We start from the raw sequence: 25,791 nt of genomic DNA on the forward strand, positions 1-25,791 counted from the left end.
ATGCCGACACGACGCTCGTTTCTCGGTGCAACCGCCGCCGCCCTAGCCTTGGGTAGGGCAACCGCGACACACGCCCAACAGACTGGAGACACCTCGATGACGCCCGACCTGATCCTGCACAACGGCCTTGTCACCACGCTCGACCGCGCCAACCCGACGGCAAGCGCCGTTGCCATCAAGGACGGAAAGTTCCTGGCCGTCGGCGACGAGCGGACGATCATGGTGCTGGCCGGCCCGGGCACACAGGTGATCGACCTCAAGGGCAAGCGCGTGCTGCCGGGCCTCAACGACAACCACACCCACGTCGTGCGCGGCGGCCTCAACTTCAACATGGAACTGCGCTGGGACGGCGTGCGTTCGCTCGCCGATGCGATGGCGATGCTGAAGCGCCAGGTGGCGATCACGCCGGCGCCGCAATGGGTGCGCGTCGTCGGCGGCTTTACCGAACACCAGTTTATCGAAAAGCGGCTGCCGACCATCGACGAGATCAATGCGCTCGCCCCGGATACGCCGGTGTTCCTGTTGCATCTCTATGACCGGGCGCTGCTCAACGGCGCCGCCCTCAGGGCCGTCGGCTATGGCAAGGACACGCCCAACCCGCCGGGCGGCGAGATCACCCGTGATGCCAACGGCAACCCGACCGGGCTGCTCCTGGCCAAGCCCAATGCCGGCATCCTCTATTCGACCTTGGCCAAGGGACCGAAGCTGCCCTTCGACTACCAGGTCAACTCCACCCGCCATTTCATGCGCGAGCTCAACCGGCTCGGCGTCACCAGCGTCATCGACGCCGGCGGCGGCTTCCAGAACTATCCGGACGACTACGCCGTCATCCAGAAACTGTCGGACGACGATCAGCTGACCGTTCGCCTGGCCTACAATCTCTTCACCCAGAAACCGAAGGAAGAGAAGCAAGACTTTCTGAACTGGACCTCATCGGTCAAATACAAGCAGGGCAACGACTACTTCCGCCACAATGGCGCCGGCGAGATGCTGGTGTTTTCGGCCGCCGACTTCGAGGACTTCCGCCAGCCGCGCCCGGAGATGGCGCCGGAGATGGAGGGCGAACTCGAAGAGGTCGTGCGGGTGCTGGCCGAGAACCGCTGGCCCTGGCGGCTGCATGCGACCTATGACGAAACCATCAGCCGCGCGCTCGACGTGTTCGAGAAGGTCGACAAGGATATCCCGCTCGACGGCCTGAACTGGTTCTTCGACCATGCCGAGACGATTTCCGACCGCTCGATCGACCGGATCGCCGCGCTTGGCGGCGGCATCGCCACCCAGCACCGCATGGCCTACCAGGGCGAATATTTCGTCGAGCGCTACGGCCACGGCGTGGCCGAAGCGACGCCGCCGATCAGGCGCATGCTGGAGAAGGGCGTCAACGTGTCCGCCGGCACCGATGCCACCCGCGTCGCCTCCTATAACCCTTGGGTCTCGCTGTCGTGGATGGTGACCGGCAAGACCATCGGCGGCCTGCAGCTCTATCCGCGCGCCAACTGCCTCGATCGCGAGACGGCGCTGAGGATGTGGACCGAGAAGGTGCAGTGGTTCTCCAACGAGGAGGGCAAGAAGGGCCGGATCGAGACGGGACAGTTTGCCGACCTGATCGTGCCGAACAAGGATTACTTCACTTGTTCCGAGGACGAGATCTCGTTCCTGACCTCGGAGCTGACGATGGTCGGCGGCAAGGTCGTCTATGCGGCCGGCGACTTCGCTTCCCACGACGAGAATCCGGTGCCGCCGGCGATGCCCGACTGGTCGCCGGTTCGCACCTTCGGCGGCTATGCCGCCTGGGGCGAGCCCGATGGTGCCGGCAAGAACTCGCTCCGCCGCACGGCGATCACCGCGTGCGGCTGCGCCAGCAATTGCGGCGTGCATGGACACGACCATGCCGGCGCCTGGACGTCAAAGCTGCCGATCGCCGATCTCAAGGGCTTCTTCGGCGCACTCGGCTGCTCCTGCTGGGCCGTGTGACGATAGCGGAAGGGCGCAAAATGAAAACGATCGTCGGCGCCGCCGCATTGGCAGCCTCCATCCTGATCACTTCGTCGGCCGCACTCGGCGACGATGGTGCACCCGCAAAGGATAACAAGCGACCCTCCTGGGCGAAGGTCGTGGTGAACCAATCGCCGCCGAAGGCGGGTGCCTATTACAAGGGCATTTCGCGGACCGCGTTCAGTAATTCGAAATGGCCGCAGACCCGATGAAGGCGGCCAAGCCGCCCGTTAAGTCGAAGACCGTCTAACAAGGAAACAAAATGCTGAGCCTGTCTTCTCTCGAAAAACATCTCGCTGCCCGCCTGCGGCCAAGCCACGCCGGGCGATGGATCGTCTTCGTCGGCCTGTTGGCGCTTTGCTCGGCCTATATCCAGGGGCCGCTGACGAAGATCTTCGACTTTCCGGGTGCGCTTGCCGAGATGGATCACTTCGGCCTGCATCCGGCGCCGCTCTTTGCCGTCGGGGTCATCGTTTTCGAGCTTCTGATGTCGGCCCTCATTCTCATAGGTTTCTATCGCTGGGCGGCTGCCAGCGCGCTTGCGGCTTTCACGCTTGCCGCCACCTTCCTCGCGTTTCGCTTCTGGGAATTTCCGCCCGGCATGGAGCGTGCGATGGCGACGAACGGCTTCTTCGAGCATCTCGGCCTCAGCGGTGCCTTCCTGCTCGTCGCCTGCTACGATCTTCGTGAACGGGCATCCGCAGGAAAGGCTGGGCAATGACGGCAGCGAAAGAGGGCGCAGGGACGTTTGCGCCGTTGCGGCAGAAGGTCTTTGCGGTCCTGTGGGTGGCGACGATCATCGGCAATACCGGCAGTTTCATCCGTGATGTCGCCAGCTCCTGGCTCGTTACGGACCTGTCGGCGTCGCCGGCCGCCGTTTCCATGGTCCAGGCGGCGGCGACGCTGCCGATCTTCCTGCTCGCCATTCCTGCAGGGGTTCTCTCGGATATTCTCGATCGGCGCAAATTCCTGATCCTGGTGCAGTTTCTGCTAGCTTTGACGAGCCTCTGCCTGCTGTTTCTCTCCGCCACGGGCCTGCAGTCCGTGAGCTCGCTGATCGCGCTGACCTTCGTCGGCGGCATAGGGGCGGCCCTGGTCGCCCCCACCTGGCAGGCGATCGTGCCAGAGCTCGTCTCGAGGCAGGACGTCAAGGGCGCCGTGGCGCTGAATTCGCTCGGCATCAACATCGCCCGCGCGATCGGTCCGGCGTTTGGCGGCCTGCTGCTCGCCTGGTCCGGAGCAGCCGTCACCTATGGCGTCGATGTCATCAGCTATGTCTTCGTGATCGCGGCGCTCCTGTGGTGGCGGCGCGGTGTATCGGAGGACGATGTTCTCGCGGAACGCTTCTTTGGCGCCTTCCGGGCGGGGTTGCGCTACGCACGCGCCAGTCGCGAGCTGCACGTGGTCTTGCTGCGTGCCGCCGTGTTCTTCGCATTTTCGAGCGCGATCTGGGCCCTGCTGCCGTTGGTCGCCCGCCAGCTTCTCGGCGGTGGCGCCAGCTTCTACGGCATCCTGCTCGGTGCCGTCGGCGCGGGTGCAATCGGCGGCGCGCTGGTGATGCCGCGCCTGCGTGCCCGGATGGATGCCGACGGGCTGCTTTTGCTTTCCGCGGTGCTCACGGCCGCCGTGATGGGCGTGCTCTCCTTCGCGCCGGCGCAATGGGTGGCGGTTGTCGCGTTGCTCGTTTGCGGCGCCGCCTGGATCACCGCACTGACGACGCTCAACAGCACCGCGCAGGCGATCCTGCCGAACTGGGTGCGAGGGCGCACGCTCGCCGTCTATCTTACCGTCTTCAACGGGGCGATGACCGGCGGCAGCCTTGCCTGGGGCGCCATCGGGGAGGCCATCGGCATCCCGTTCACTCTGACGGTGGCGGCTATCGGCCTGCTCTGCGTCGGGCTCGCCTTCCATGCCATGAAACTGCCGAAGGGCGAGGCGGATCTCATCCCTTCCAACCATTGGCCGGAGCCGTTGACCAGCGAGCTCGTCGAACACGACAGAGGCCCCGTCCTCGTGCTGATCGAGTACACGGTCGACAAGGCGGACCGCTCCGAGTTCCTGAAGGCGCTCGCCCGCCTGTCGCATGAGCGCCGCCGTGATGGCGCCTATGGTTGGGGCGTCACCGAGGACGCGGCTGACACCGGCCGCATGGTTGAGTGGTTCATGGTCGAATCCTGGGCCGAACATCTGCGCCAGCACAAGCGCGTGTCCAAAGCCGATGCCGATGTCCAGGAAGATGTTCGTCGTTTTCACAAAGGGCCGGCGGCGCCGGTCGTACACCACCTTCTCGCGATCAACCGGCCGCAGCTCGGTTGACGTGGGTTGCGTTCCATGGCGTCCATCCGGTGCCGCGGAACGTGCCAGGAAGACACAAACACTAGAACCCAAGCAAAGGAACCGTTCCCATGACCGAAAACTTCGTCAGGACTGAAGACGGCGTCGATATCTTCTACAAGGATTGGGGCTCGGGCCAGCCAATCGTCTTTCACCATGGCTGGCCGTTGTCGGCAGACGATTGGGACGCGCAGATGCTCTATTTCGTCAACAAGGGCTATCGCGTCATTGCTCACGACCGCCGCGGTCATGGGCGCTCGGCACAGGTGAGCGAAGGTCATGATATCGCGCACTATGCGAAGGACGTCGCGGCACTGGTCCTCAAGCTCGAACTCAGTGATGCCATCCACATCGGTCACTCCACGGGTGGCGGCGAGGCGGCGGCTTACGTTGCACGCCACGGTGCGGGACGGGTCGCCAAGCTGATCATGGTCGGTGCCGTTCCGCCGATCATGGTGAGGACCGCGAACAATCCCGGTGGCCTGCCGATCGAGGTATTCGATGGCTTCCGTTCCGCGCTTGCCGCCAATCGCGCTCAGTTCTTCCGCGATGTTCCGGCGGGTCCCTTCTACGGATTCAACCGACCGGGGACTGAAACATCCGAAGGCGTCATCCAGAACTGGTGGCGGCAGGGTATGATGGGCAGCGCCAAGGCGCATTACGAGGGCATCAAGGCTTTCTCGGAAACCGACTTCACCGAGGACCTCAAGGCGATCGACGTGCCGACGCTGGTCATGCATGGCGACGACGATCAGATCGTTCCGATCGACGATTCGGCGCGGCTTGCCGTCAAGCTCCTGAAGAACGGCACGCTAAAGGTCTATGAAGGGTATCCACATGGAATGCTGACGACCCATGCCGATGTCATCAATCCTGACCTGCTTGCCTTCATCAAGGCCTAAAGCGCTGGCATGATCCGCGGCGTCTCGGTTACCGCGGACCGTGCCGGGACAAATCTTGGTGCCCGCACCGTGTTGATCGCGGTGCGGGTTCTGTCGTTCAAGCGTTTCCCTTTGCGGTTTTGCCAAGTGCCCCCATCAACCGGTCGATGAAGACGCGTACCTTGGGTGCGACAAGCTTCGTCGTCGGGTAGACGGCCCAGATCGCCAATGTCTCGGGCGCCGCATCTTCGAGGCGAATGCGTATCAGCCGACCTGCATCGAGATCGTCGGCGATATTCCAGTCGGAGAGCAGGGTGATGCCTGCACCGGCGAGGCAGGCCGCATGGCATCCTTCGATGCTTGTCGACGAAAAGCGGCTCTGCAGCCGCACATGCCTCTCGACCCCGGCGCTCAGAAAGGTCCAATGGCTTACACCGTGCAGCGGCAGGCATTGATGATTGATGAGATCGCCACTGGTGCGCGGGCTCCCATGCTTTTCGACATAGGATGGCGAGGCGACGAGGGAACGCGGGTTTTCGGCCAGTTTTTTGGCGATCAAACTGCTATCTTTCAAACGCGCGACGCGGATCGCCAAATCAATGCCCCATGCCACCAGGTCAGGCATTGTGTCGCTCATATCGAGCGAGACCTTGAGCCCCGGGTGATCATCAAGCAGCGAAGGCAGGAGCGGAGCAATCAGCTTGATCGAGAAGGCAACCGGCGCCGAGACGCGCAGGAGACCGGTCGCTCCGTCCCCGTCACCTCTCAGGAGCGTTCGCGCCTGCTGTTCGGTTTCGAGCAGACCCTGGGCATAGGGCAGAAAGGTTTCGCCCTCTGGCGTCAGCGACAGTGAGCGGGTCGTGCGGTGCATCAGCCGGACGCCAAGCACCTGCTCCAAGGAGGCGAGCCGCCGGGTTGCGATCATGGGGGTGATGCCAAGCCGTCGCGCGGCCTCGGCGAGGCTGCCGCCGCTTGCCGCTGCGGTGAAGACGAGGACTTCGTCGAGGTTCATTGTATCGAAATCCGATATTCTGCTATTTATAATTGCGACACTACAGCGAATTTCGATAAGGCGATAGATCAAGCCCATCTCTCCAGTGAGAAGGGCAAGTGAAATGGTTACCCATGAAACGAAGCATTCCGGCCTCGGTCGAACCCGCATCTACGCCATGGCGGTCGCCAGCGGCATCGCGGTTGCAAACATCTACTATAATCAGCCATTGCTGGGGCTCATCGAAGCCGAGTTTCCTGGCGAGGCGGCCGTCGGCCTGCTTCCGACGGCGACGCAACTCGGCTACGCGCTCGGGCTGCTGCTTCTATTGCCGCTCGGCGATATCGTCCGGCGCAGACGGTTGATCGTCGGGCAGTTCCTGGCGATCGCGATAGCAGCGACCGCCGCGGCTTTGGCCCCGTCGCCGTTATTGCTGATCGCCGCCTCGGTGCTGCTTGGGGCAAGCGCCACCGTCGCGCAGCAGATCGTCCCGATCGCTGCGATGCTGTCCACGCCTGACAAACGCGGGGCGGCGATCGGCACGGTCATGGCCGGAGTTTTGACCGGCATCCTGCTCAGCCGCACGGTCTCCGGCTTTGTCGGGGCCCATGCCGGCTGGCGAGAGATGTTCTGGGCAAGTGTGCCTCTCGCACTTGCAGCTTCGTTCCTGATGTTTCGGACCTTGCCGGATCTGCGCCCGGCATCGCGTTTGCCCTATCGCGAAGCCCTGGCCTCGCTCGCCACTCTTTGGCGGCGCGAGCCCGCGCTCCGTCTCGCTTCGATGGTGCAGGCGGCGCTTTTCGCATCCTTTACGGCATTCTGGACCGTGCTCGCGCTTTATCTTGCGACGCCGCGTTTCAATCTGGGCGCCGATGCCGCCGGTCTGTTCGGCATTGTCGGGGCAATCGGCGTCTTTGCGGCACCGGTCGCCGGCAGGATGGCGGATCGGCGAGGTGCTCGGTCCGTCGTCTGGTTCGGGGCGGCTCTGACGCTCGCTGCCTGGGTCGTACTCGGAGCCTGGACCTCGATCGCCGGACTGGTGGTTGGCGTTATCGTGCTTGATATCGGCATCCAGGTCGCGCTGATTGCCAACCAGCACATCATCTATGCGCTCGAGCCCGCGGCGCGCAGCCGTATCAACACAGTCTTCATGACCAGCATGTTTCTTGGGGGAGCGGCGGGTTCGGCCCTGTCCTTCGCCGCCTGGAGCTATGGCTCCTGGCCGGGCGTCAGCGCACTCGGCCTCGCGCTTGCGGCGCTGGCGCTGGCTGCCAAGCTGCTTGCTCGACGAGCGGCCAGGCTGGAGACCTTGCGCTGAGGGTTGAACCTAGGGAGCATGCTTCTTCGGCCGGCGGACGGCCCGGATCGTTCCACTTCCGCCACCGCCACAGTAGAAGCGGTCATCGCCATCGGACTCCAACCCCGAAACACCGGTTCCCGGCGGCATCACGATTCGTTCGAGCACCGATCCCGTCTCGGGGTCGACGCGCCTCAAGTCGCTGTCGTCGCCTTCCCAGGTGCCGTGCCAGAGCTCTCCGTCGACCCAGGTGACGCCCGTCACGACGCGCTTGGATTCGATGGTGCGCAGGATTGCGCCGGTTTCGGGATCGATCTGATGGATCCTCCGCCCTCGGTGCTGCCCGACCCAAAGGGTTCCCTCCGCCCAGGCAAGGCCGGAATCGCCGCCGCCGCCCGGTGCCGGGATCGTTGCCAGCACGCGGCCGCTCTCGGGATCGATCTTCTGGATGCGGTCCTCGGCAATCTGGAACAGATGCTTGCCGTCAAAGGCGGTACCGGCATGCGCCGCGACATCGATCGAGCGCACCGGGTTCCCGCTTTCCGGATCGAGGGCATTGATCTTGTCGCCGGAGGCAAACCAGATGTTCCGGCCGTCGAAGGTGACGCCATGGATGTGGTCGGCTCCAGGGAAGGGGCCATATTCGCGGAGGATTTCGGCTTCGGATCGTTTCATGTCTCAATCCTAATCGCTTGGCAGTGGGCCGGGGAGTAACAAGACTGTCGGGAAAGTCGGCACAGGCGGGATCACCCAGCGTCGCGCCCGCCCGCGGCCGACCGGCAGAACCTTGCCTTCCGAGGAGAGTTCTTCGAGCGCCCGTTGCACCGTGCGCGGGCTGGCGTCGAGCGCGATGGCGAGAGCGGAGCTCGACCATGCCTCGCCGTCGCCAAGAAGCGCCAGCATCGCCGCGTGCCGATCGTCGACCGGCGGCGCAAGCACCACGACCTGGTGGTCGCCACGCGGAGCCAGCCGGAAGCCGTCGCTGGTCGCGCTGATATTCGCGAAAGCGCGGAGTTCGTCGCGAAGCCGGCCGATCTCGACCCTCAATCGTGCCCGGTGGGATTCGTCGACATGTTTCGCGCCGAAGGCACGGACGAGTAAGGCGCGCCGTGAGACGTCGGCCGGCCACGCCTCTCCAAGCGCGCGCGCCAGCGCGAAGAGCACCGGCCGCGTTGCAAGCGAAACGGCGGAGGCTTCGCGCCGGATGATGTTTCGGCACGCATCGACCACCAGGGTATCGGAGTTGAGCAGGGTTTCGACGTCGTCGAGCAGCAGCAGGCGCTCGCCTCCCCTGGTCAGAAGCCGGGCCGCCGGCGTCTTCAGGACAAGCGCCGCGCCTTCGACTTCCGCGACCAGCGCCGCTATGTCGGTTGCTCGCGCCGCTTCAGTTGCCCGGGCGAAGGCGCTGGCCGCCGAAGCGGTTTGTAATCGTCGAACGGCGATGCCGGCAATCGCAAGCTCGTGCGTGGCTCTCGCCGGCGGTGTCAGCCGGCCTGGATCCACACCGGCAAGCATCTGTTCGGCCTCGTCGAGACGGCCGATCAGCAGCAGGCGGCGGGCGCCGAGATTGCGGGCGTGCGCGGCATTGAGGTGGTCGCCATGGGCTTCGAGCGTCGCGCGGGCGGCGTCGAGCGCCTTCATCGGCCATGAGAGATCGCGCGAGACGATGGCGATTTCCGCTTCGGCAACGATGCATCGCGCGCGGGCCACGGCCTCCTTCGGGCCGAAGCCGCGCGCCGCCGCCTTCAACAGCGTCTTGGCGCGGCCGAGATCTCCGAGCTGAGCCATCGCGATGCCGCGGAGCGCCAGCGCCGGCGGGTCGTCGCGCAAGGCGACCCGCTTCAGCACGCCGAGCAGGTCACCAGCGGCCAGCGCCTGGCCTGCCGCGGTAATCAGCGAATCCATCGAAATCCCGTCACACTTGTCACTCCCCCAACGGTGCTTCGGCCTCTACCTATTGCTCGAACGGCACGGGACAACAGAGAGGACCTTCGAAGCACAATCAAGTGGGTTGGATCCAAATGGGTCGAAGGCATGCCGCGAGCGATGCGAGGCGAACCTGCAATAGTTACAAAAATCTGCAACTTTCGGTGTCGGCTTTCCGCTGGCGCCTGCGTCTTACAGGAACCAGCAAGAGGAGGTGCTCTGCACGTCCAAACCTGCTGCGTGATCAGTTTGCACGTTATCGGCGCTGCCGGCCGTCTAACCGGGCGCTGCCAAGGAGATTGCAATGAGCAATTCGATTTATCGTTGGGTGATCGTGGCGGCTGGCGGCCTGCTTGGCTGCTTGGCGATCGGCGCCATGTTCTCACTTCCTGTTTTCCTGCTGCCGATCTCGCGGGATACCGGCTGGTCCGTCACCGGGGTCTCCAGTGCCATGACCATCGGCTTTCTGGCGATGGCTTTCGCCAGCATTGCCTGGGGCAGTCTCTCCGATCGCTGGGGTGCGCGGCCGATCGTGCTCATCGGCTCGGTGCTTCTGGCCGTCAGCCTGTTGGCGGCCAGCTGGGCGACCTCGCTGATCGCCTTCCAGGTCGTCTTCGGCGTCGTCGTCGGCACCGCCACGGCGGCAATCTTCGCGCCGATGATGGCCTGCGTTACCGGCTGGTTCGATACGCACCGGAGCCTTGCGGTTTCGCTCGTTTCGGCCGGCATGGGCATGGCCCCGATGACGATGTCGCCGTTTGCGGCGTGGCTGGTTTCAGGCTACGATTGGAGAACTGCTCTGCAGATCATCGCGGTCGTCGTCGCGGTCATCATGATCCCGGTGTCGCTTCTCGTTCGCCAGGCGCCGGTACTTGCTGTCGGTGCTGCCGCGGCCTCTCCTGAGGAAGAGGCGCAATCGACGATGACGACGAGCCAGGTGCTGAAATCGCCGCTCTTCATTATCCTGCTGCTCACCAACTTCTTCTGCTGCGCAACCCATTCCGGCCCGATCTTTCACACGGTGAGCTACGCCATTACTTGCGGTATCCCCGTGATGGCGGCCGTTTCGATCTACAGTGTCGAGGGGCTCGCTGGCATGGGCGGACGCGTCGTCTTCGGCCTGCTCGGCGACCGCTTCGGTGCAAAGCGCGTGCTGGTTCTCGGGCTGCTGGCGCAGGCTTTTGGGGCACTTGCCTATGTCTTCGCCGCAGGGCTTGGCTCGTTCTACGCCGTCGCCGCCCTGTTCGGCTTCATCTATGCCGGCGTCATGCCGCTCTATGCCGTGCTTGCCCGCGAGAATTTCCCCCTGCGGATGATGGGAACGGTCATTGGCGGAACCGCCATGGCCGGCAGCCTTGGCATGGCGACGGGACCGATTGCCGGCGGCATGATCTATGATGCGATGGCCAGCTATACCTGGCTCTATGTCGGCTCCTGGGGCATCGGTCTCGGGGCGTTCCTGATCGCGCTCACCTTCAGGCCCGCACCGCGCTATCAGCAGGCGGTCGCTGCGGCGTGAAGCAGTGCACTGAGATCGACGCGAAAGGGCTCCACCTGAGAGTGGAGCCCGATCGAACTGAGCTTTCATTTCAAGACGGCAGCGCCCGTCTTAGCGATCGTCGATCCTGACCGTTCGTGCGCCGACATGGAGCGCCCGGCCGGCGCCCATGCCCATGATCGCCACGCCGATGCCAAGGGCGACGAAGAGAATCGAGCTGGCCGCAAAGCTACCGGTCCAGCTGCGGATGAAGCCCACGAGCAGCGGGCCGATGGCGGCGAGCACGTATCCGACGCCCTGGGCCATGCCCGAGAGGTGGGCTGCGACATGGGAATCGGGCGAGCGAAGCACGATGAGCGTCATCGCCGCGGCAATCAGGCCACCCTGGCCGATGCCTTGAAGAATGGCCCAGACGAGCACCGTCGATAGCGGCGCAAAGAGGATGCCGATCAGGGCGATGACCGCAGCAGCCGCGAGCGCCACGCAGACGGCGCGCTGGTCCCGGCGGCGGACGGCAAAAGACGGCACGAGCAGGCAGGTGACGACCTGCATCATGATCGAGGCCGAGACGACCGCGCCGGCGATTGCGGCATCAAGGCCGCGCTCGCGAAGGATCGGCGCCATCCAGCCGAAGACGCAATAGGCCAGTGCCGACTGCAGCCCCATGAACAGAGTTACCTGCCAGGCGAGGCGATCGTGCCAGAGGCCGACGACGCGGAAGCCGCTGTGGCGGGCCTGAGCCTTACCACGCAACGCCTGTGGCGCCCAGATCAGGAGCACCGTCAGGGCTGGCACCGCCCAGGCCGCGAGCGCGCCGGACCAGGAGCCGACGACATGGTGCTCGATCGACAGAGTGAGGCCGGCGGCACTGGCCGCGCCGGCACAGAGCGCCATGGTGTAGAAGCCCGTCATCATCGCGGCCCGGTCGGCAAAGTCACGCTTGACGAGGCCGGGGAGGAGGACGTTGCCGACCGCGATCGCCGCACCGGCGGCAAAGGTCGCGAGGAACAGCAGCGGCACGGATTGAACGCCGCGCAGGCCCGTGCCGAGCGTCAGAAGCAGCAGCACGCCAAGAAGCGTGCGCTCGGCGCCGAAGCGTTGCGCGAGTTTTGGCGCAAGCGGCGCGAAGATGCCGAGGCAGAGCACCGGCAGGGTGGTGAGTACGCTGGCGCCTGCGGTCGACAGGCCGGTTGCCTGCATCACCTCGGGCAGCAGCACTGAGAGGCTCGAAAACAGCGGCCGCAGGTTGAAGGCGATCAGGACGAGGCTCACGCCTAGAAGAACCCGGGCGCTGCGGCTCAAGACAGGCGGTTGCGGCGCCGGTAGGCTGTCAGCCTCGGCATCGATCAGCTGGTCTTCGAAGTCCAGCGGCTCGGCGGCCTCGGCCTTGTGGGGATCACGAAAAGTCTGGTTCATTGGGTGAGAAGCCGATCAAGTTCAGCGAGGACGGGGGCCATGAACGCCCGGACGGAGGCCGCGGCCTGGTCCGGATCACCGGACGAGATCGCTTCGACGATCGCCGCATGCGCCCGGTCGTCCGGCTCGGGCAGGTCGCCGCGAAGGGTCGAGTGGATGGTTTCGAGGATGGCCGAGGTGAAGAAATCATAGAGCGCGACGATCGCCCTGTTGCCCGATGCCTCGACAATCGTTCTGTGGAAGGCGATGTCGCGTTGGCCGAAGGCGTCGCGTCCGCCATCGGCCACCGTGCCGCGGGCGCCAAGCAGCTTGAACATGCGCTCGAGGTCTTCAGGCGTATGACGGAGTGCCGCCAGTCGCGCCGCCTCGACGTCGAGTGCCGCGCGTGCTTCCCACTGGTCGCGCAGACCGGTGCGCTTGACCCGGTCGAGCGCGTCCGAGGTGTCGACGGTCGAGCGGACATAGGTGCCGGAGCCCTGGCGGGCGTCGAGAAGGCCCTTCGAGATCAGGACCCGAACGGCTTCACGCACGGTGCCGCGGCTGACGGCGAGTAGTTCGGTGAGTGCTGTTTCGTTCGGAATGCGCTCGCCGACTGCCCAGCGGCCGCTGAGGATTTCCGTTCGCAGGCTTTCGGCTGCGCTCTCGGTGAGATTGGTACGATTGATCGGCTGCATCGTCTGCTCATCAAGTCATCAGATGATTTGATGCATAGGCCGAGTTGATGCGTGAGTCAACGCGGCCGGGCGGCACCAAGGGGCAGCGAACCGGCTCGAGTCTCTTTTCCTGAAGCGTGCCTCGTCGAGGAGCTGCGAGCCAGCACAACCGGCAGAAGCCGGAAGTGCTGGCTGGAATGTCTAGAGCATCCCGCTCTCAGGTGAAGTCACTGGAGGCGGAAAGATGCGCTAGAGTCAAAGTGCTAGAGCGGCCTTTGTGCGTTCAGTTGACCGCACGGCGCTCTGTCGTTGACCGGCCGCAATACAGCCGGATCGCCGACCTCAGTTGAGCCTGAGATCGAGGCCGGGATGCAGTTTCTTGAGGTTCGGCAAGGATTTTGATTGCCACGGGATTTCGGAGGTCCCGCGCACCGTCAATTGCACGTTCGGCCGGTTGCGCGCCTCGATCGTCAGTTTGGCGAGCAGGTTGATCCCGGACGAGTTCAGAAACTGCAATTCGGTCAAATCGATCGTGACGTGCTCAGGCTCGGTTTCGAGCACGCCCATGACGGTCGAGAAGATCGGGGCATAGGCTTCCGTTCCCGGCAGCCGCATCGTGCCTTCGAAATGGATGTCGTTGCCTTCGGACCAAACGCGATACTCTTCTACGTCCTTGTTTTCCATGTTCACCGGCTCATCAGTTCGAGAGGTCTGGGACCGCAATGGAGGCATAGGTCTCCAAGGAGGTTTCGCCGTCGTCACCCTGGGCGCCAAAAACCCAAGCGAAACGAACACCATAATCGCTCATCAGCGTCAAAAGACCAAGCCCCGAGCCGCTCTTGCCGAGCCCGGTTGCGTTTGCCTCGATACGCTCGATGAGCAAGTCGCCGGGGTCGCCGTCGGCGATCTCGGAAAGCAGTTCCTGGAAGCGGGCGGCCGCTTCGTTGTCGATCACGTTCGACACCTTCGTGCGGAAGCTGTGGCCCTCGAGGGCAGCCTCGACGACGACAGAACCGGAGGCGCGGAACTTCACGGCATTCTCGACCAGTTCGTTGGTCAGGTAGCCGATATTGTGGCGCACTTCCCGATAGGTGTTGCGCGAAGCGCGGTAGCGCAGCGCGGCGAGTTCGGCGACGAAATCCGAAGCCATGGCGCAATGCTTCCAGCTGAGATCGAGCGGCCCGTCGTAGAGACGCAGCCGGGTCATCTTCTGGTGGGCACCGATCGTCAGGTCCGCCAGTCCGTAGAGCGTGGTCATCTGATCACCTGTGTCTCATGACGACGAGCGTGATGTCGTCATATATCTTCTGCTTGCCGATATGCGCCATCAGGTCGTCGATGATGCCCGCTTTGACGTCCTCGGCGCTTTGTCCGTAAAACTTTCCGGCGCTTGCGCACAGCCGCTCGATACCGAACAGTTCGCCCTTCGCGTTCGCCGCCTCGGTCACGCCGTCCGTGTGTAGCACGATCATGTCGCCGCGGCCGAAGGATATCTCGCGGGTGGCGACGAAAGCCGAAATGTCCGATTCGAGACCGATCGGCAGGCCGAGGTCGAGCGTGTCGATCCGCTCGATTTCGGCACCCTTGCGCACCACGATCAGCTCCTCGTGCTGCCCCGACAGCGTCAGGCGGCCGTGGTCGTAGTCGAGGAAGGCCAGCGACAGATGCTTGTCGGTGTTGGTGCGCACGATGTTCTTGTAGATGGCGCGGTTGAGGCGGTTGAGGAACTGCTCCGGGTCCATGTCGCCGGCTTCCTGCAGGGCGCGGGCGACCGACTGCACCATCAGCATCAGCACACCGCTTTCAAGGCCATGACCGGTCACGTCGCCGATGCCGATCTTAAGGCGCTCGCCGTCACGCAGCACGTCGTAGTAGTCGCCTCCCACCTCGTCGGCCGGCCGCATATAGGCGGCGATCTCGAGGTCGGCGATTTCCGCGAGCTCGCCGGCCTTCGGCAGCACCATCATCTGGATCTGCTTGGCGACGGCGAGTTCGGCCCCAAGGCGCAGGTTCTCGCTGCGCAGTTGGGTATTCAGCGTCGAAATCTGGTGGTTGGCGTCCTCGAGCTGCTTGGTGCGTTCGGTCACCAGGTTTTCGAGGTTCTCGGTGTGGTAGCTGATCTCTTCGGCCATGCGGTTGAACGCGATGGCGGCTTCACCGACTTCGTCGCGCGTCGTAATGGGCACACGGACGGAATAGTCCTTCGCTTCGATGCGGGTCGCCGCTCCGGCGAGCGCGCTGATGCCGCGGGTAACGCGCTTGGAAATGCCGAACACGGCGAGCGTGACGAACAGCAGCGAAGCGAGCAGGGCCAGGATCTGATAGATGAGGATGCGGTTTGTCGCTTCAGAGATACTCGCCTGCGCCGCAAACAGTGAGGCATAGATTTCCCGCTCCGGCACGACGATGCCAATCGACATGGTCTCGCGGCGCACCGGACCGGACACCCAGAAGTTCTCTGGCGCGAGCTGCTTCAGGAGAATGAGGTAGGGGACCTTCTCACCGCTCTCGTCGAGTAGTACCCGCTGAATGGCGCCATCGGCGCCAAGCGGCAGCTCTGTGATCGCGGGCTGTACGCTGCGGCGTAGCGAGCGCTCCAACCCGGTGACGCCTTGTCCACCAGTGTCGCTCGACCGCTGCAGGCCGATTACCTTTTCGCCGACCGGATTGATGGCAAGCACATTGCCGTCGGACATCACCAGAAATCCGAAGCCACTGTCGCCGACTTTGACGCTTTCGACAACCTCGGCCAGTTGATCGAGCGTGATATCGGTTCCGGTCGCTCCGGCGACACCCTTGCGATCGGGCGTCCAGAGCGGCTGGAAGAAACTGACGATCAGTTTGCCCGAGGCGGCATCGGTGTAAGGTGCCGTTTGCGTGGTATCGGCTGCAACGGGCCTGAGGTTCGGATGCTTCGCCCATTCCTCCCAGGACTCGTAGAGGCCGGGGAAGAAGAAGCTCCAGAAGTTGGCTTCGTTGTGACCGGGGTAGAGACGGTCGAATGTCTGCGCCTGATCGGCATAGGGCGCCATCCGCAAGATCGGCCGTTCTTTTGGCCCGACATAGTACATCTGCAGTTTGGAGCGGCCGTGCGCAAGCAGGGCGGGAGCAACCAGATCGAGAACGGCGCTGTTCTCGATATCGGTCTGCACCTCGGGCAGCGGCCGGTGGTCGGGGCCAAGGAGATAGCTCCAAACGCTTACGCTCGAGAGCTGTCCTGGAAGGTTCTGCGCCCACCCACCTTTGGGATCGTAGGTGACTGTAACGGATTCCGGTGCGTGCCGGGCAAGTGCCTCCCCCACGTCGGACCTGCGCACGGGGCGGTCGATCTGCGCCTGCAGCACGCCCGCGAGCGTGGCGACGTCGGCGTGAACCTGGCCGAGCAGAAGATTAACCCGCGCGGCCGTCGAAACCGCGTAGGTGCGCATGTAATCTTCGTTGGCCTTTTGCAGGCCCTGTCCGACCTCCGTCGTCGCGTCACGCGACAATCTTTGAACGTTCCAGAGCGCCAGACCGCCTGTTAGCAGGAGGTCGAAGAGCACGGCGCTGCCGACGACCAGTACGAACTTGGCGCGAAAGGATCTCAAACCGAACCGGGGACGTTGGATATTGCTTGCGCTCATAGTGGTTTGCGCCCGGACGCTGCCCAGATCGGCCAGCCTGCATAGCCCTTCGGATGCAATGCAGCGAAGATGTGGTCCCGGAAGCCCTGGCGAAAACGGTCGATGAATTCGGGTGCTTCGCCGTGTCTCGCCGCCATTGCCGCAAACATCTTCTCCCAGCCGGCGATGATGTCGGCGAAATCCTGTGGGTCACCGTCCAGATTTGTGACCATGAAGGATTCAACCAGGATGTCGTCGAAGCCCGCGTCGGCGAGATAGCGCCGGCTCTTCGGCCCGAGCTCCACATCCATCTCGAAATGGCTCAAAAGCCTCGCGAGCTCGTTGTAGGTCCATTGGATGCTTTGCGCCCGCGGCTCGCCGAGGCAGTGCGAGTTCTTCTCGTTGGTGATGTAGACCCGGCCGCCCGGCTTCACGATCCGATAGAGTTCCTTGAGAAGCAGCTCCGGCTGATTGAAGATCTGCAGCGAGTGGCGGCAGGCCACGAAGTCGAACTGGTTGTCCTCCAGTAGCATCTCCGACGCATCGCCATAGGTATATTCGATACCCGTCACGCCGAACTCCGCCGCCACCGTGCGGGCATAGGCGAGGCTCGGCTTCGAGTGGTCGAGGGCGACGATCCGCGCCGGCTGAAACTCCTTCTGCGCGAGCACGGCGAAATCGCCGATGCCGCAGCAGATGTCGGCCACGGCGATTCCGGGCCGCATGCCGTGGCGCGGCAGGATGGTGCGCTCGTGGCGCCAGGTCAATTTCGTCTGCGCGCGGAGGATTGGAATGAAGCTCGTATCCTCGAAGTAGTCCTGGCCGGGATAGAACATCGAATCATAGACCTCGACGGAGATCTGCGGCTCGATCGTGCTCAGGTGCCGGAACATGCGCGTCGTCCAGCTGACGACGCTGGACGTGACGATGACCAGACGCAGGTCCGATCGCTCGCGGCAGGCGTCGAGGGCGACCCGGATGAAGGCCTGGAAGGCCGTGTTGTTCATCTGGATGAGGCGCTTCACATCAATATAGAGAACGCCGCGCACCGCATCGATCGCTTCTCTCAGCGCATGGATGCTCTCGGCGATTTCATCGATCGAACGCGGCCGAATCGTTCCAGCAAGCGAGAAGATCTGGCTGTTCGGGTCAAAACCGACCTTGAAACGCTGAGGAAGACCCGCCGCGATCAACTCACCATTCCTTCACCTTCAAGAGGAAGATCCACGATCAGGGTGATGGCCGGAGCCGCATCCTCGTCAAGCCGGAGGCGGGCGTCGTAGTTCACAGCGAGGTCCAGAAGCACCGATTCCCGGCTGGGGGCAAGGTCGTTGGAAATGGCGTCGAGGTAGCGGGCCTGGGCATCGCTCTCACGGGTTTTCGATACCGCTTCACGATAGAAGCGCGCCTGGCCCGGCGGGCAGGGGAAGCTCAGCTGAACCCGCTCCGTGGCGCCTTGGCGATAGATCGACAACCCGATCTTGCCGTCGGTGGTGCCGCCGCGAAATGAAACCTCGAGAAGCTCGTTGAGCGCGGAGGAAAAGAAGTTCGAATGCCGTACCGGATCGGTCCGGTTGTGGCTGATCATACGCGCGAGGTAGCTCGAAACATGATCGCAATGGTGCCAGTCCGAGAGGAAATCTTCCATCTCCATATCGAACTGAAGCAAGGGCTCGAAAGCCGTCTCCGTGGTCTTGTTGACACTAGCACCCATGCAGCAATGTCCTCCGCACCCCGAACTCTGCCACGGCCATACGGCACTTTCTATAATGATTTCTAACCACGCAACCCCCGGATTTTGCACGTAAACAACCCAGGTGATGCGCCGCGCATCCCGCCGCGCAACGCACGGATGCGCCTAGAGCGTTGCCATTGCCGACGAGCGGCGAAGATAGGCGCCAATGGCGTCCGCCGGCATCGGCATGCCCAGGAAGTAACCCTGCAGCCGGTCGCATCCCTCTTTCCGCAGCCAGACCGCCTGTCCAACCGTTTCCACGCCTTCGGCGGTCACGCGCATACCAAGACCGTGGGCAAGGCCGATGATCGACCGGACGATCGTCTGGCTCTTTTCGTCGCTCTCCAGATCCTTGATGAAGTAGCGGTCGATCTTGATCGTATCGAAGGGGAAGTTCTTGAGGTAGCTGAGCGACGAATAGAAGGTGCCGAAATCGTCGAGGGAGATCTGGATACCGAGCACGTTGAGCGTGTTCAGCGTGTCGAGGTTGTTGGTCGTGCGTTCAAGCAGCACCGATTCTGTGACCTCGAGCTCAAGCCGGTCGGCCCTCAAACCTGCCATGTCGATCGCCTGGGCGATCCGGTCTGTCAGGCCCTCGCGCAGGAACTCCGCCGGGGACAGGTTGACGGCGACGGTGAAGTGCGACGGCCAGGTGGCAGCCTGCCGGCAGGCCTCCTCCAGCACCCATTGGCCGATCTCGTTCATCAGGCCGTCGGCTTCCGCCATCGGGATGAAGACGTTGGGCGGGATCGTGCCGACCAGCGGATGGTGCCAGCGCACAAGCGCCTCGAAGCCGACGATCGAAAATGGCGGCTCGACGAGCGGCTGGTACTCGATCGAAAACTGCTTGTCCTGCAGCGCGGTGCGCAGACTGCGGCGCAGCATCTCGCGCTGTTCGAGCACGATCAGCATGGAGCGGCTGAAGGTCTTTGCCCGGCCCCGTCCGTCCTTCTTGGCGGCATAAAGCGCAATGTCCGCCGCCTTCATCAGTTGCTCGATGTCGTTTCCGTCATTCGGCGCAATGGCAATGCCGATGCTGGCGCCGACGAAGACGGAGATGCCGTCGATCGTGAAAGGTTCGCTGAACGCCTGGATCAGGGTTTCGGCGAGATACTCGGCGTCTGCCGGCTGGTCGCTGTGGCGCTGGATGACGGCGAACTCGTCGCCGGCGAGGCGATAGGCGACTTCGCCGTCGCGAAGGGTGCCGCGGATGCGCTCGGCGGCCATTTTCAAGACCGCGTCGCCGGCGCCGTGGCCGAGCGTGTCGTTGACCGGCTTGAAATCGTCGAGGTCGATCTGCATCAGCGCCAGCTTCTCGCCCGGCGTCGGCAGGATGCTTTGCAGATCGTCGCTGAACTGCCGCCGGTTGGGCAGGCCGGTCAGCACGTCGTGGGTCGCCTGGTGCAGAAGCAGCGCGCGCTCGCTTTCGCCATGGCTGCCCACCTCGCGGCGGGTCGAGCGGCCGCTCGTTTCGAGCACGCCGATGCCACGCATGGCGCGGAAGACGAGCAGCGTGCGCCGTGATTTGGTGGTGGCGTCGACGACTTCGACGCTGCGCGGCACGCCGTGAGCGATGACGGATTCAACCGCGGCCTTCGACACCGGCGCAAGCAACTCGGGATAGAGATGCCACAAGGTGGCATCGACGAGCGTGCCGACTTCGTAAGTTTCCTGCAGCGCCGGCGAGGCGCCGGTCAGATGAAAGGCTTCGTCATAGAACGAGAGGACTTCGTCCAGATGGGCCGCAACGGGATCTTGCACTGAAGCTGAAGCAGACAAGGTTGCGTCAGTGTCCGGCATGCTTGCCTTTCCCTCTCTATTTCGAACGCGCCGGAAGAATGTAAAAGCCCGCTCCAACGGCGCTCCGGTTCGGCTCGTCCTTCTGCAAAGCTACCGCGTCGCCCGCCCGGGTCAATGCCAATAGGCTGCTTGCGATCTTACCTGTGGAAACCTCGCTTCGGAGCATGGCGAGCGCTGCTCGATATCCTTTGCCCCACACGGTTGTATATAAGCTTCATCTTGTATCATTTGCCATCATTGCATGCAATTTGGGGCGGAACAGCTGTGGGCGTTTCGGTTCCGCCTGCACGCATGTTCCATTGTGGGACGCCATATCAACAGGGGGTTCGGGTGTCTACTGCGGCCGGTCGCGGTTAAGCAAACGGCAGATACGCCCGGGCAACGGGGCCGTCGGGCTCCGTTTAAGTATCGGTTAACCATAAAGGAAGTTTTCAGGGGATTATGTGGCTTCACCCATCCCGCGATCACCCGGAATTAAGAACCACGGGCGAGTTGGCCACCGGGTTGCCGGCGGCCAATCGCTATTTAGGCTCAGTGCGTGCTCAAGATCACGTCGATCTTCTGGAAGGTCCGGACGTCGATCAAGCCCTTGTCCGAAATCCTGAGTTCCGGAATGACGACGAGGGCCAGCAGCGAGTGCTGCATGTAGGCGTTGTTCAACCGGCAGCCGCAGGCGCGCATCGCCTCGACGATGGCCGCGGCCTTCTCGGCAACGATCTCCGCCCGCTGATCCGACATCAGGCCGGCAACGGGAAGTTCGACCAGAGCCAGCTCGCGGCCTTGCTTGATGACGACGATGCCGCCGCCGACCTCGTGCAGTCGGTTGGCGGCCTTGGCCATGTCCGCCTTGTTCGTGCCGACGACGATCATGTGGTGGCTATCATGCGCGACCGTGCTGGCGATCGCGCAATCGCTGCCGTAGCCGAAGCCGGAGACGAAGGCGTTGACGACGTCGCCGGTGCCGCGGTGGCGTTCGACGAGCGCGATCTGGCAGATATCGTTGGCCCTATCCATCTGCACGAAGCCGTTTTCGATTGCGACCTCGGCCTCGAGCGCGCGCGTCGGCGCCTGGTTTTCGACGACGCCGATCACGTTCACCCGCGCCCTTGTAGCGCGTGCATTGGACGGAATGTCGAAATCCGCGGCGGTCAGCATCCGGCCAAGATGGACGGTGTTGCGGGCGCTTTCCGGATAGACATAGGCCGGGATGTCGCGCACCAGCGTCCCGCCTTCGGCCATGAGTTCGCCGCGGGCAAACACCATCTCGATCGGCAGCGCCGCGAGATCCGAGGTGACGATCAGGTCCGCCCGCCGGCCGGGCGCTATCGATCCGAGCTCGCGCTCCAGGCCGAAATGCTGGGCGGTGTTGAGCGTCGCCATCTGGATGGCGGTAATCGGTTTCAGCCCCTGTGCGATCGCATGGCGCACCACGCGGTTCATGTGTCCGTCATGAACCAGCGTGCCGGAATGGCTGTCGTCGGTGCAGAGCAGGAAATTGCGCGGATCGAGGCCGGATTCGGTGACGGCCTTGATCTGTGCGGCAACATCGTACCAGGCGGAGCCAAGGCGCAGCATGGCGCGCATGCCCTGGCGAACGCGGGCGATCGCGTCCTCTACGGTGGTCCCCTCGTGGTCGTCGGTCGGGCCGCCGGCGGCATAGGCATGGAATTCGCGGCCGAGATGCGGCGAGGCATAGTGCCCACCGACGGTCAGCCGCGCATCCTGGGTCGCAGCGATCTCGGCCATCATCTTCGGGTCGTTGGCAGCGACACCGGGGAAATTCATCATCTCGCCGAGACCGATGACGTTCGGCCAGGCGAGCGCCTCGGCGACATCTTGAGCGGAAAGCTCGGCGCCGGCGGTCTCAAGGCCCGGCGCGCTCGGCACGCAGCTCGGCACCTGGACGAGCACGTTGACCGGCAGGCTCTGCGCTTCCTCGTTCATCAGCCGGACGCCATCGAGGCCGAGCACGTTGGCGATCTCGTGCGGGTCGATGAACATGGTGGTGGTTCCGTGCGGGATCACCGCGCGGGCAAATTCGGTGACGGTGACGAGACCACTCTCGACATGCATGTGCGCGTCGCAAAGGCCGGGCACGAGATAGCGGCCGGCCGCATCGACGACCTTGGTATCGGCGCCGATCGTGTGGCCGGCGTCCGGGCCGACATAAGCGAAACGGCCGGCTTTGACGGCGATATCGGTCCCGGGAATGATCTCGCCAGAATAGACGTTGACCCATTTGCCGTTGCGGATCACGAGATCGGCCGGCTTGCGGCCCATGGCGACGTCGACCAGTTCGGGTGCGGTTCTCGACCAGGATTGAAGCATGTTTGTTTCCTTCGGATGGGCGATGTCGGCGCCCTTCCATAAAAAGGAGGGCGCCGAAGGATTTGCTGGTGGTCTATTGAGTCTGGGCGACGAGGGCTGCGGCAAGCAGCGCGACGAACCACATGACCGGTCTTACATCGCGCGCCCGGCCGCAGACCAGTTTGATCAGCACATAGGCGATGATCGCCAGCGACAGGCCGAGCGTGATCGAGAAGGTGAGCGGGATCAAGACGATCGCGAGGAACGCGGGGATCGCCTCGTCGAGCGCGCTCCAGCGGATGTTGCTGATCGGCTCGGACATGAAGAGACCGGTGAGGATCAGCACCGGCGCAGTGGCCACCGCCGGCACCAGCGAGAGCAACGGCGACAGGAACAGGAAGGGCAGGAAGAGCAGGCCGGCGATAAGTGCCACCAGACCGGTCCGGCCTCCTTGCTGGATGCCGGCGCCGGATTCGAGATAGACGGTCGCGGGGCTGGTGCCGAGCGGGGCCGAGATCAGTGCGGCGATCGCATCGACATGCATCGATTCGCGGATATTGCGCGGCATGCCGGTCTCATCCTTGAGGTCGGCCGCTTCAGCAAGGCCAAGGAATGTGGAAAGCGCCTCGATGAAGTTGGTGAACAGGAAGACGAAGATGAAGGGCAGATAGATCAGGTTGAGCGCGCCCAGGAGATCGATCTGACCAACGAAGCTGAAATCCGGTGCGGCGGAGAAACCGCTCCAGTTGACCAGCGTGTGCACGTCGGGCGTCTCCGGCCAGAACGCGCTGCCGTCGCCCCACCAGCGGCCGATCGGGATCGCAAGGATGGTGGTGAGGATCATGCCGGCCATCATTGCGCCGGGAACGCGCCGCACCACCAGCGCCACCGTCAGCACGAAGCCGGCGATGAAGGTGAGCGTCACCGGGTTGAACTGGGTCAGCCCGACGATGGTGTCGGGATTGGCAACGATGAACTTGGCGTTTTCCAGGCCGATCAGCGCGATGAAGAGGCCGATGCCGCAGGCGATGCCGTAGCGCAGATCGACCGGGATTGCCTCGATGATCGTCTGGCGCAGGTTGAAGAACGCCATGATGGTGAAGAGCACGCCGGCCCAGAAGACGCAGCCGAGCGCGACCTCGAGCGGAACCTTGGCGCCGACCACCATCGTGTAGGCAAAGAGCGCATTGATGCCCATGCCCGGCGCCACCAATATGGGGCTGCGCGCATAAAGCCCCATGGCGCAGCTGCCGATGAAGCTGACGAGCACCGTCGCCGTCACGCCTGCCGAAAACGGGATGCCGGCATGCGCCAGGATCGAGGGGTTGACGACGATGACGTAGGAGGCCGCGAGAAAGGTCGTGAGGCCGGCCAGGATTTCGGTGCGGACGGTGGAGCCGAACCGCGAGATCTGGAAGTAGCGATCAAGAAGGGCGTGAAGCCAGGATGTCTCCGGGCTAGGTGCCGCCTCCACGGTCTTGTTCTGAATGTTCATTTTGTTCCCCTTTTTTGAAACGGCAGAGGGGGCCGGCATGACCGGTCCCCTCCTGGAGCATTATTCTGCGGCTTCGGCGCGCTCGTCTCCTCGAGCGGGCGAAAACGGCGAGATCACCTTGAGCCCGACACAATCGACGACGCCGAGGTCGGTGATCGCATATTCCGGGATCGCCGTGATCTGCAGCACGAACATGTACATGAAGGGCCAGGGAAGCGGGCAACCGAGGGCTCGGGCCGCATCGTCGAGTTGGTCTTCCAGCGCCGCCATCTCGGCCGGTTCGATGTCGGAGACGATGCCGCCGATCGGCAGGTGCAAGAAGGCTTCAACCTTGCCGTTCCTGACCACGACCTGGCCGCCATTGTGGGCGATCAGGTGGTTGATGGCGATGCGCATGTCTTCGAGGTCGGCGCCTATGCAGATGATGTTGTTGTCATCGGGCGCGGTCGAGCTGGCCATCGCGCCTTCGCGCAAGCCGAAGCCGGAGGTGAAGGCGACCGGGCGGTTGCGGGTCTTGCCGTAGCGCTCGACGACCGTGATGTATTGCACGTCCCTGGCGGGATCGGCGAAGACCTGGCCGTCCTTGACGGCAAGGGTCACGTCGCGACGGGTGCGCACGAAGATCTTTTCCGGCGTGACGGCGATCGCCAACGCCTCGGCCGTGTCGCCGGCGCCGTCATAGGCGACCTTGAGGTCGCCGGGCTCAAGCTGTGCGACCTTGACGGAGTTGCGCAGGGCAACGCTGCGCACCGGCGGCGTCAACTCGATCGCCATCTTGCCATCGCGGGCGACCACTTCGCCCTTGGCGACGACGGTCTCGATGTTGAAATCGCGCAGGTTGTTGACGAGCAGGATGTCGGCGGCGCGGCCGGGCGAGATCGAGCCGACCTTGTCGTCGATCCTCAGCGCATCGGCGCCGTTGATCGTCGCCATCTGGATCGCCGCCATCGGCGAAATGCCTATGGCGATCGCCATGCGCACCATGTTGTCGAGATGGCCGCGCTTCAGGATGTCGCTCGCGACCACGTCGTCGGTGCAGAAGCTGATGCGGCGGAGCGCCTTCACGCCCATTTCCGTCACGATGCGCAGGTTGTCCGCAAGGAAATGCGAGATCGAGGATTCACGCACCACGACATGCATGCCGGCGCGCAGCTTTTCGAGCATCTCTTCCGGCGTGTAGCTCTCGTGGTCGGCGCGAACGCCCGATTGCTGGTAGCCGTTAAGCCGTGCGCCGCGGGTCATCGGGCAGCAGCCAAGCACCGGCAGTCGGCTCTTTTCGGCGAGTTCAAGCGCCGCCAGCACGTCGGCGTCTTCCTCCTGGATGAATTCGCGGACCGTTTCCCAGATGCCGACGCATTCCGGCCAGTTGTGTGTCGCCTGGTGGTCGGCCGGGCTGAAGTAGTGGCCGACGGTCGAGCGCGGCATGGTGTAGGGCGTCTTGCAGGGGGCTCCCCAGAAGACTTTCAGCGGCGTCTGCTTGGCTTCATCGAGGAACTCGCGTGCTGCAGCCGGCCCGCCGACGACGATGATCTGGTCGAGGCCGGTGACGATCGAGGTCGTGCCGAGCGGAACGACGGCCTTGGCAAAGCTCGTCAAAGACATCTTCGAGCACTCGACATGCAGATGCCCGTCGATCATGCCCGGTGCGAGATATTTGCCCGTGGCGTCGACGATCTTGGTCTCAGGGCCGATATAGTCGGAGATGTCGCCGACGGCGATGATGCGTTCGCCATAAATGGCGACGTCGGCCTGATAGATTTCCTCCGAGACGACATTGACGAGGCGACCGCCCCGGATCGCCAGCGTTGCCTTGCCGCCGGTGCCTGATGCGGCGCGAATGAATTCTCTGATATCGCTCACT

Annotated in this window: 21 protein-coding genes; 7 read left to right on the forward strand and 14 right to left on the reverse strand. The window is 63.7% G+C overall.

Annotation, left to right across the window (positions count from 1 at the left end; all coding sequences use genetic code 11):
- From ACTJKM_RS25655 to ACTJKM_RS25675, 5 genes are all read left to right on the forward strand, one after another.
- On the forward strand, window positions 1-1,974 hold a 1,974-nt coding region (locus ACTJKM_RS25655; protein WP_440660204.1), incomplete at its 5' end, for an amidohydrolase.
- A gap of 20 nt (window positions 1,975-1,994) precedes the next feature.
- Window positions 1,995-2,207: a hypothetical protein gene (locus ACTJKM_RS25660; protein ID WP_058327347.1), complete on the forward strand. Its 213-nt coding sequence runs from the start codon at window positions 1,995-1,997 to the stop codon at window positions 2,205-2,207.
- A 50-nt stretch (window positions 2,208-2,257) separates the two neighbouring features.
- Complete coding sequence (locus tag ACTJKM_RS25665; protein WP_082663513.1) at window positions 2,258-2,716, forward strand: DoxX family protein; 459 nt, start codon at window positions 2,258-2,260, stop codon at window positions 2,714-2,716.
- The gene (locus ACTJKM_RS25670) at window positions 2,713-4,311 is read left to right on the forward strand and encodes an MFS transporter (protein WP_058327346.1); all 1,599 of its coding nucleotides are present in this window, start codon (window positions 2,713-2,715) and stop codon (window positions 4,309-4,311) included. Before ACTJKM_RS25665 ends, ACTJKM_RS25670 begins: the two co-directional genes overlap by 4 nt.
- 89 nt (window positions 4,312-4,400) lie before the next feature.
- Window positions 4,401-5,231 (forward strand): alpha/beta fold hydrolase, encoded by an 831-nt coding sequence (locus tag ACTJKM_RS25675; protein WP_058327345.1) that lies wholly within the window; start codon window positions 4,401-4,403, stop codon window positions 5,229-5,231.
- Between the two features lie 97 nt (window positions 5,232-5,328).
- Here the strand turns inward: ACTJKM_RS25675 and ACTJKM_RS25680 are convergent, their stop codons facing one another.
- Window positions 5,329-6,222, reverse strand: coding sequence for a LysR family transcriptional regulator (locus ACTJKM_RS25680; protein ID WP_058327344.1), 894 nt, complete (start codon window positions 6,220-6,222; stop codon window positions 5,329-5,331).
- A gap of 103 nt (window positions 6,223-6,325) precedes the next feature.
- On the opposite strand from ACTJKM_RS25680, the gene ACTJKM_RS25685 reads away from it, so the two are divergent.
- Window positions 6,326-7,519, forward strand: a complete 1,194-nt coding sequence (locus ACTJKM_RS25685) for an MFS transporter (RefSeq protein ID WP_058327343.1) — start codon at window positions 6,326-6,328, stop codon at window positions 7,517-7,519.
- 9 nt (window positions 7,520-7,528) lie between these two features.
- Here ACTJKM_RS25685 and ACTJKM_RS25690 read toward each other — a convergent pair whose 3' ends face one another.
- Both ACTJKM_RS25690 and ACTJKM_RS25695 read right to left on the reverse strand, forming a co-directional pair.
- Window positions 7,529-8,173, reverse strand: a complete 645-nt coding sequence (locus ACTJKM_RS25690) for a Vgb family protein (RefSeq protein WP_058327342.1) — start codon at window positions 8,171-8,173, stop codon at window positions 7,529-7,531.
- 9 nt (window positions 8,174-8,182) lie between these two features.
- Entirely contained in the window at window positions 8,183-9,403 is a 1,221-nt protein-coding gene (locus tag ACTJKM_RS25695) for a hypothetical protein (protein WP_058327341.1), read from the reverse strand.
- A gap of 325 nt (window positions 9,404-9,728) precedes the next feature.
- Between ACTJKM_RS25695 and ACTJKM_RS25700 the strand changes: the two genes are divergently transcribed.
- The gene (locus tag ACTJKM_RS25700; RefSeq protein WP_058327340.1) at window positions 9,729-10,943 is read left to right on the forward strand and encodes an MFS transporter; all 1,215 of its coding nucleotides are present in this window, start codon (window positions 9,729-9,731) and stop codon (window positions 10,941-10,943) included.
- 90 nt (window positions 10,944-11,033) lie between these two features.
- Here the strand turns inward: ACTJKM_RS25700 and ACTJKM_RS25705 are convergent, their stop codons facing one another.
- From ACTJKM_RS25705 to ACTJKM_RS25755, 11 genes are all read right to left on the reverse strand, one after another.
- Window positions 11,034-12,338 (reverse strand): CynX/NimT family MFS transporter, encoded by a 1,305-nt coding sequence (locus tag ACTJKM_RS25705; RefSeq protein WP_058327339.1) that lies wholly within the window; start codon window positions 12,336-12,338, stop codon window positions 11,034-11,036.
- The gene (locus ACTJKM_RS25710) at window positions 12,335-13,012 is read right to left on the reverse strand and encodes a FadR/GntR family transcriptional regulator (protein WP_058327338.1); all 678 of its coding nucleotides are present in this window, start codon (window positions 13,010-13,012) and stop codon (window positions 12,335-12,337) included. The genes ACTJKM_RS25705 and ACTJKM_RS25710 overlap by 4 nt, the downstream gene beginning before the upstream one ends.
- Window positions 13,013-13,333: 321 nt before the next feature.
- Complete coding sequence (locus ACTJKM_RS25715) at window positions 13,334-13,675, reverse strand: slr1659 superfamily regulator (RefSeq protein ID WP_058327337.1); 342 nt, start codon at window positions 13,673-13,675, stop codon at window positions 13,334-13,336.
- Window positions 13,676-13,688: 13 nt separating this feature from the next.
- Complete coding sequence (locus tag ACTJKM_RS25720) at window positions 13,689-14,249, reverse strand: slr1658 superfamily regulator (protein ID WP_057255453.1); 561 nt, start codon at window positions 14,247-14,249, stop codon at window positions 13,689-13,691.
- 4 nt (window positions 14,250-14,253) lie between these two features.
- Window positions 14,254-16,614: a SpoIIE family protein phosphatase gene (locus tag ACTJKM_RS25725; RefSeq protein ID WP_058327336.1), complete on the reverse strand. Its 2,361-nt coding sequence runs from the start codon at window positions 16,612-16,614 to the stop codon at window positions 14,254-14,256.
- Entirely contained in the window at window positions 16,611-17,786 is a 1,176-nt protein-coding gene (locus tag ACTJKM_RS25730; RefSeq protein WP_057255455.1) for a class I SAM-dependent methyltransferase, read from the reverse strand. Before ACTJKM_RS25730 ends, ACTJKM_RS25725 begins: the two co-directional genes overlap by 4 nt.
- Window positions 17,783-18,307 carry a hypothetical protein gene (locus tag ACTJKM_RS25735; RefSeq protein ID WP_057255456.1) on the reverse strand — a complete coding sequence of 175 codons (525 nt, stop codon included), beginning with the start codon at window positions 18,305-18,307 and terminating at the stop codon, window positions 17,783-17,785. The genes ACTJKM_RS25730 and ACTJKM_RS25735 overlap by 4 nt, the downstream gene beginning before the upstream one ends.
- 144 nt (window positions 18,308-18,451) lie before the next feature.
- Window positions 18,452-20,128: a putative bifunctional diguanylate cyclase/phosphodiesterase gene (locus ACTJKM_RS25740; protein ID WP_057255457.1), complete on the reverse strand. Its 1,677-nt coding sequence runs from the start codon at window positions 20,126-20,128 to the stop codon at window positions 18,452-18,454.
- Window positions 20,129-20,659: 531 nt separating this feature from the next.
- Window positions 20,660-22,456 carry an adenine deaminase gene (ade, locus tag ACTJKM_RS25745; protein ID WP_440638278.1) on the reverse strand — a complete coding sequence of 599 codons (1,797 nt, stop codon included), beginning with the start codon at window positions 22,454-22,456 and terminating at the stop codon, window positions 20,660-20,662.
- Between the two features lie 73 nt (window positions 22,457-22,529).
- Window positions 22,530-23,930 (reverse strand): NCS2 family permease, encoded by a 1,401-nt coding sequence (locus tag ACTJKM_RS25750; protein WP_058327334.1) that lies wholly within the window; start codon window positions 23,928-23,930, stop codon window positions 22,530-22,532.
- 60 nt (window positions 23,931-23,990) lie between these two features.
- Window positions 23,991-25,790 (reverse strand): adenine deaminase, encoded by a 1,800-nt coding sequence (locus ACTJKM_RS25755; RefSeq protein WP_058327333.1) that lies wholly within the window; start codon window positions 25,788-25,790, stop codon window positions 23,991-23,993.
- Between the last annotated feature and the right edge of the window lies 1 nt (window position 25,791).

It is taken from the genome of Ensifer sp. 22460 (genome assembly GCF_052044935.1).
GTDB lineage: Bacteria > Pseudomonadota > Alphaproteobacteria > Rhizobiales > Rhizobiaceae > Ensifer.

Coding starts and splice junctions, on each gene's coding strand:
- ACTJKM_RS25660 (WP_058327347.1), top strand. CDS start 1,995: ATGAAAACGATCGTCGGCGCCGCCGCATTGGCAGCCTCCATCCTGATC.
- ACTJKM_RS25665 (WP_082663513.1), top strand. CDS start 2,258: ATGCTGAGCCTGTCTTCTCTCGAAAAACATCTCGCTGCCCGCCTGCGG.
- ACTJKM_RS25670 (WP_058327346.1), top strand. CDS start 2,713: ATGACGGCAGCGAAAGAGGGCGCAGGGACGTTTGCGCCGTTGCGGCAG.
- ACTJKM_RS25675 (WP_058327345.1), top strand. CDS start 4,401: ATGACCGAAAACTTCGTCAGGACTGAAGACGGCGTCGATATCTTCTAC.
- ACTJKM_RS25680 (WP_058327344.1), bottom strand. CDS start 6,222: ATGAACCTCGACGAAGTCCTCGTCTTCACCGCAGCGGCAAGCGGCGGC.
- ACTJKM_RS25685 (WP_058327343.1), top strand. CDS start 6,326: ATGGTTACCCATGAAACGAAGCATTCCGGCCTCGGTCGAACCCGCATC.
- ACTJKM_RS25690 (WP_058327342.1), bottom strand. CDS start 8,173: ATGAAACGATCCGAAGCCGAAATCCTCCGCGAATATGGCCCCTTCCCT.
- ACTJKM_RS25695 (WP_058327341.1), bottom strand. CDS start 9,403: ATGGATTCGCTGATTACCGCGGCAGGCCAGGCGCTGGCCGCTGGTGAC.
- ACTJKM_RS25700 (WP_058327340.1), top strand. CDS start 9,729: ATGAGCAATTCGATTTATCGTTGGGTGATCGTGGCGGCTGGCGGCCTG.
- ACTJKM_RS25705 (WP_058327339.1), bottom strand. CDS start 12,338: ATGAACCAGACTTTTCGTGATCCCCACAAGGCCGAGGCCGCCGAGCCG.
- ACTJKM_RS25710 (WP_058327338.1), bottom strand. CDS start 13,012: ATGCAGCCGATCAATCGTACCAATCTCACCGAGAGCGCAGCCGAAAGC.
- ACTJKM_RS25715 (WP_058327337.1), bottom strand. CDS start 13,675: ATGGAAAACAAGGACGTAGAAGAGTATCGCGTTTGGTCCGAAGGCAAC.
- ACTJKM_RS25720 (WP_057255453.1), bottom strand. CDS start 14,249: ATGACCACGCTCTACGGACTGGCGGACCTGACGATCGGTGCCCACCAG.
- ACTJKM_RS25725 (WP_058327336.1), bottom strand. CDS start 16,614: ATGAGCGCAAGCAATATCCAACGTCCCCGGTTCGGTTTGAGATCCTTT.
- ACTJKM_RS25735 (WP_057255456.1), bottom strand. CDS start 18,307: ATGGGTGCTAGTGTCAACAAGACCACGGAGACGGCTTTCGAGCCCTTG.
- ACTJKM_RS25740 (WP_057255457.1), bottom strand. CDS start 20,128: ATGCCGGACACTGACGCAACCTTGTCTGCTTCAGCTTCAGTGCAAGAT.
- ade (WP_440638278.1), bottom strand. CDS start 22,456: ATGCTTCAATCCTGGTCGAGAACCGCACCCGAACTGGTCGACGTCGCC.
- ACTJKM_RS25750 (WP_058327334.1), bottom strand. CDS start 23,930: ATGAACATTCAGAACAAGACCGTGGAGGCGGCACCTAGCCCGGAGACA.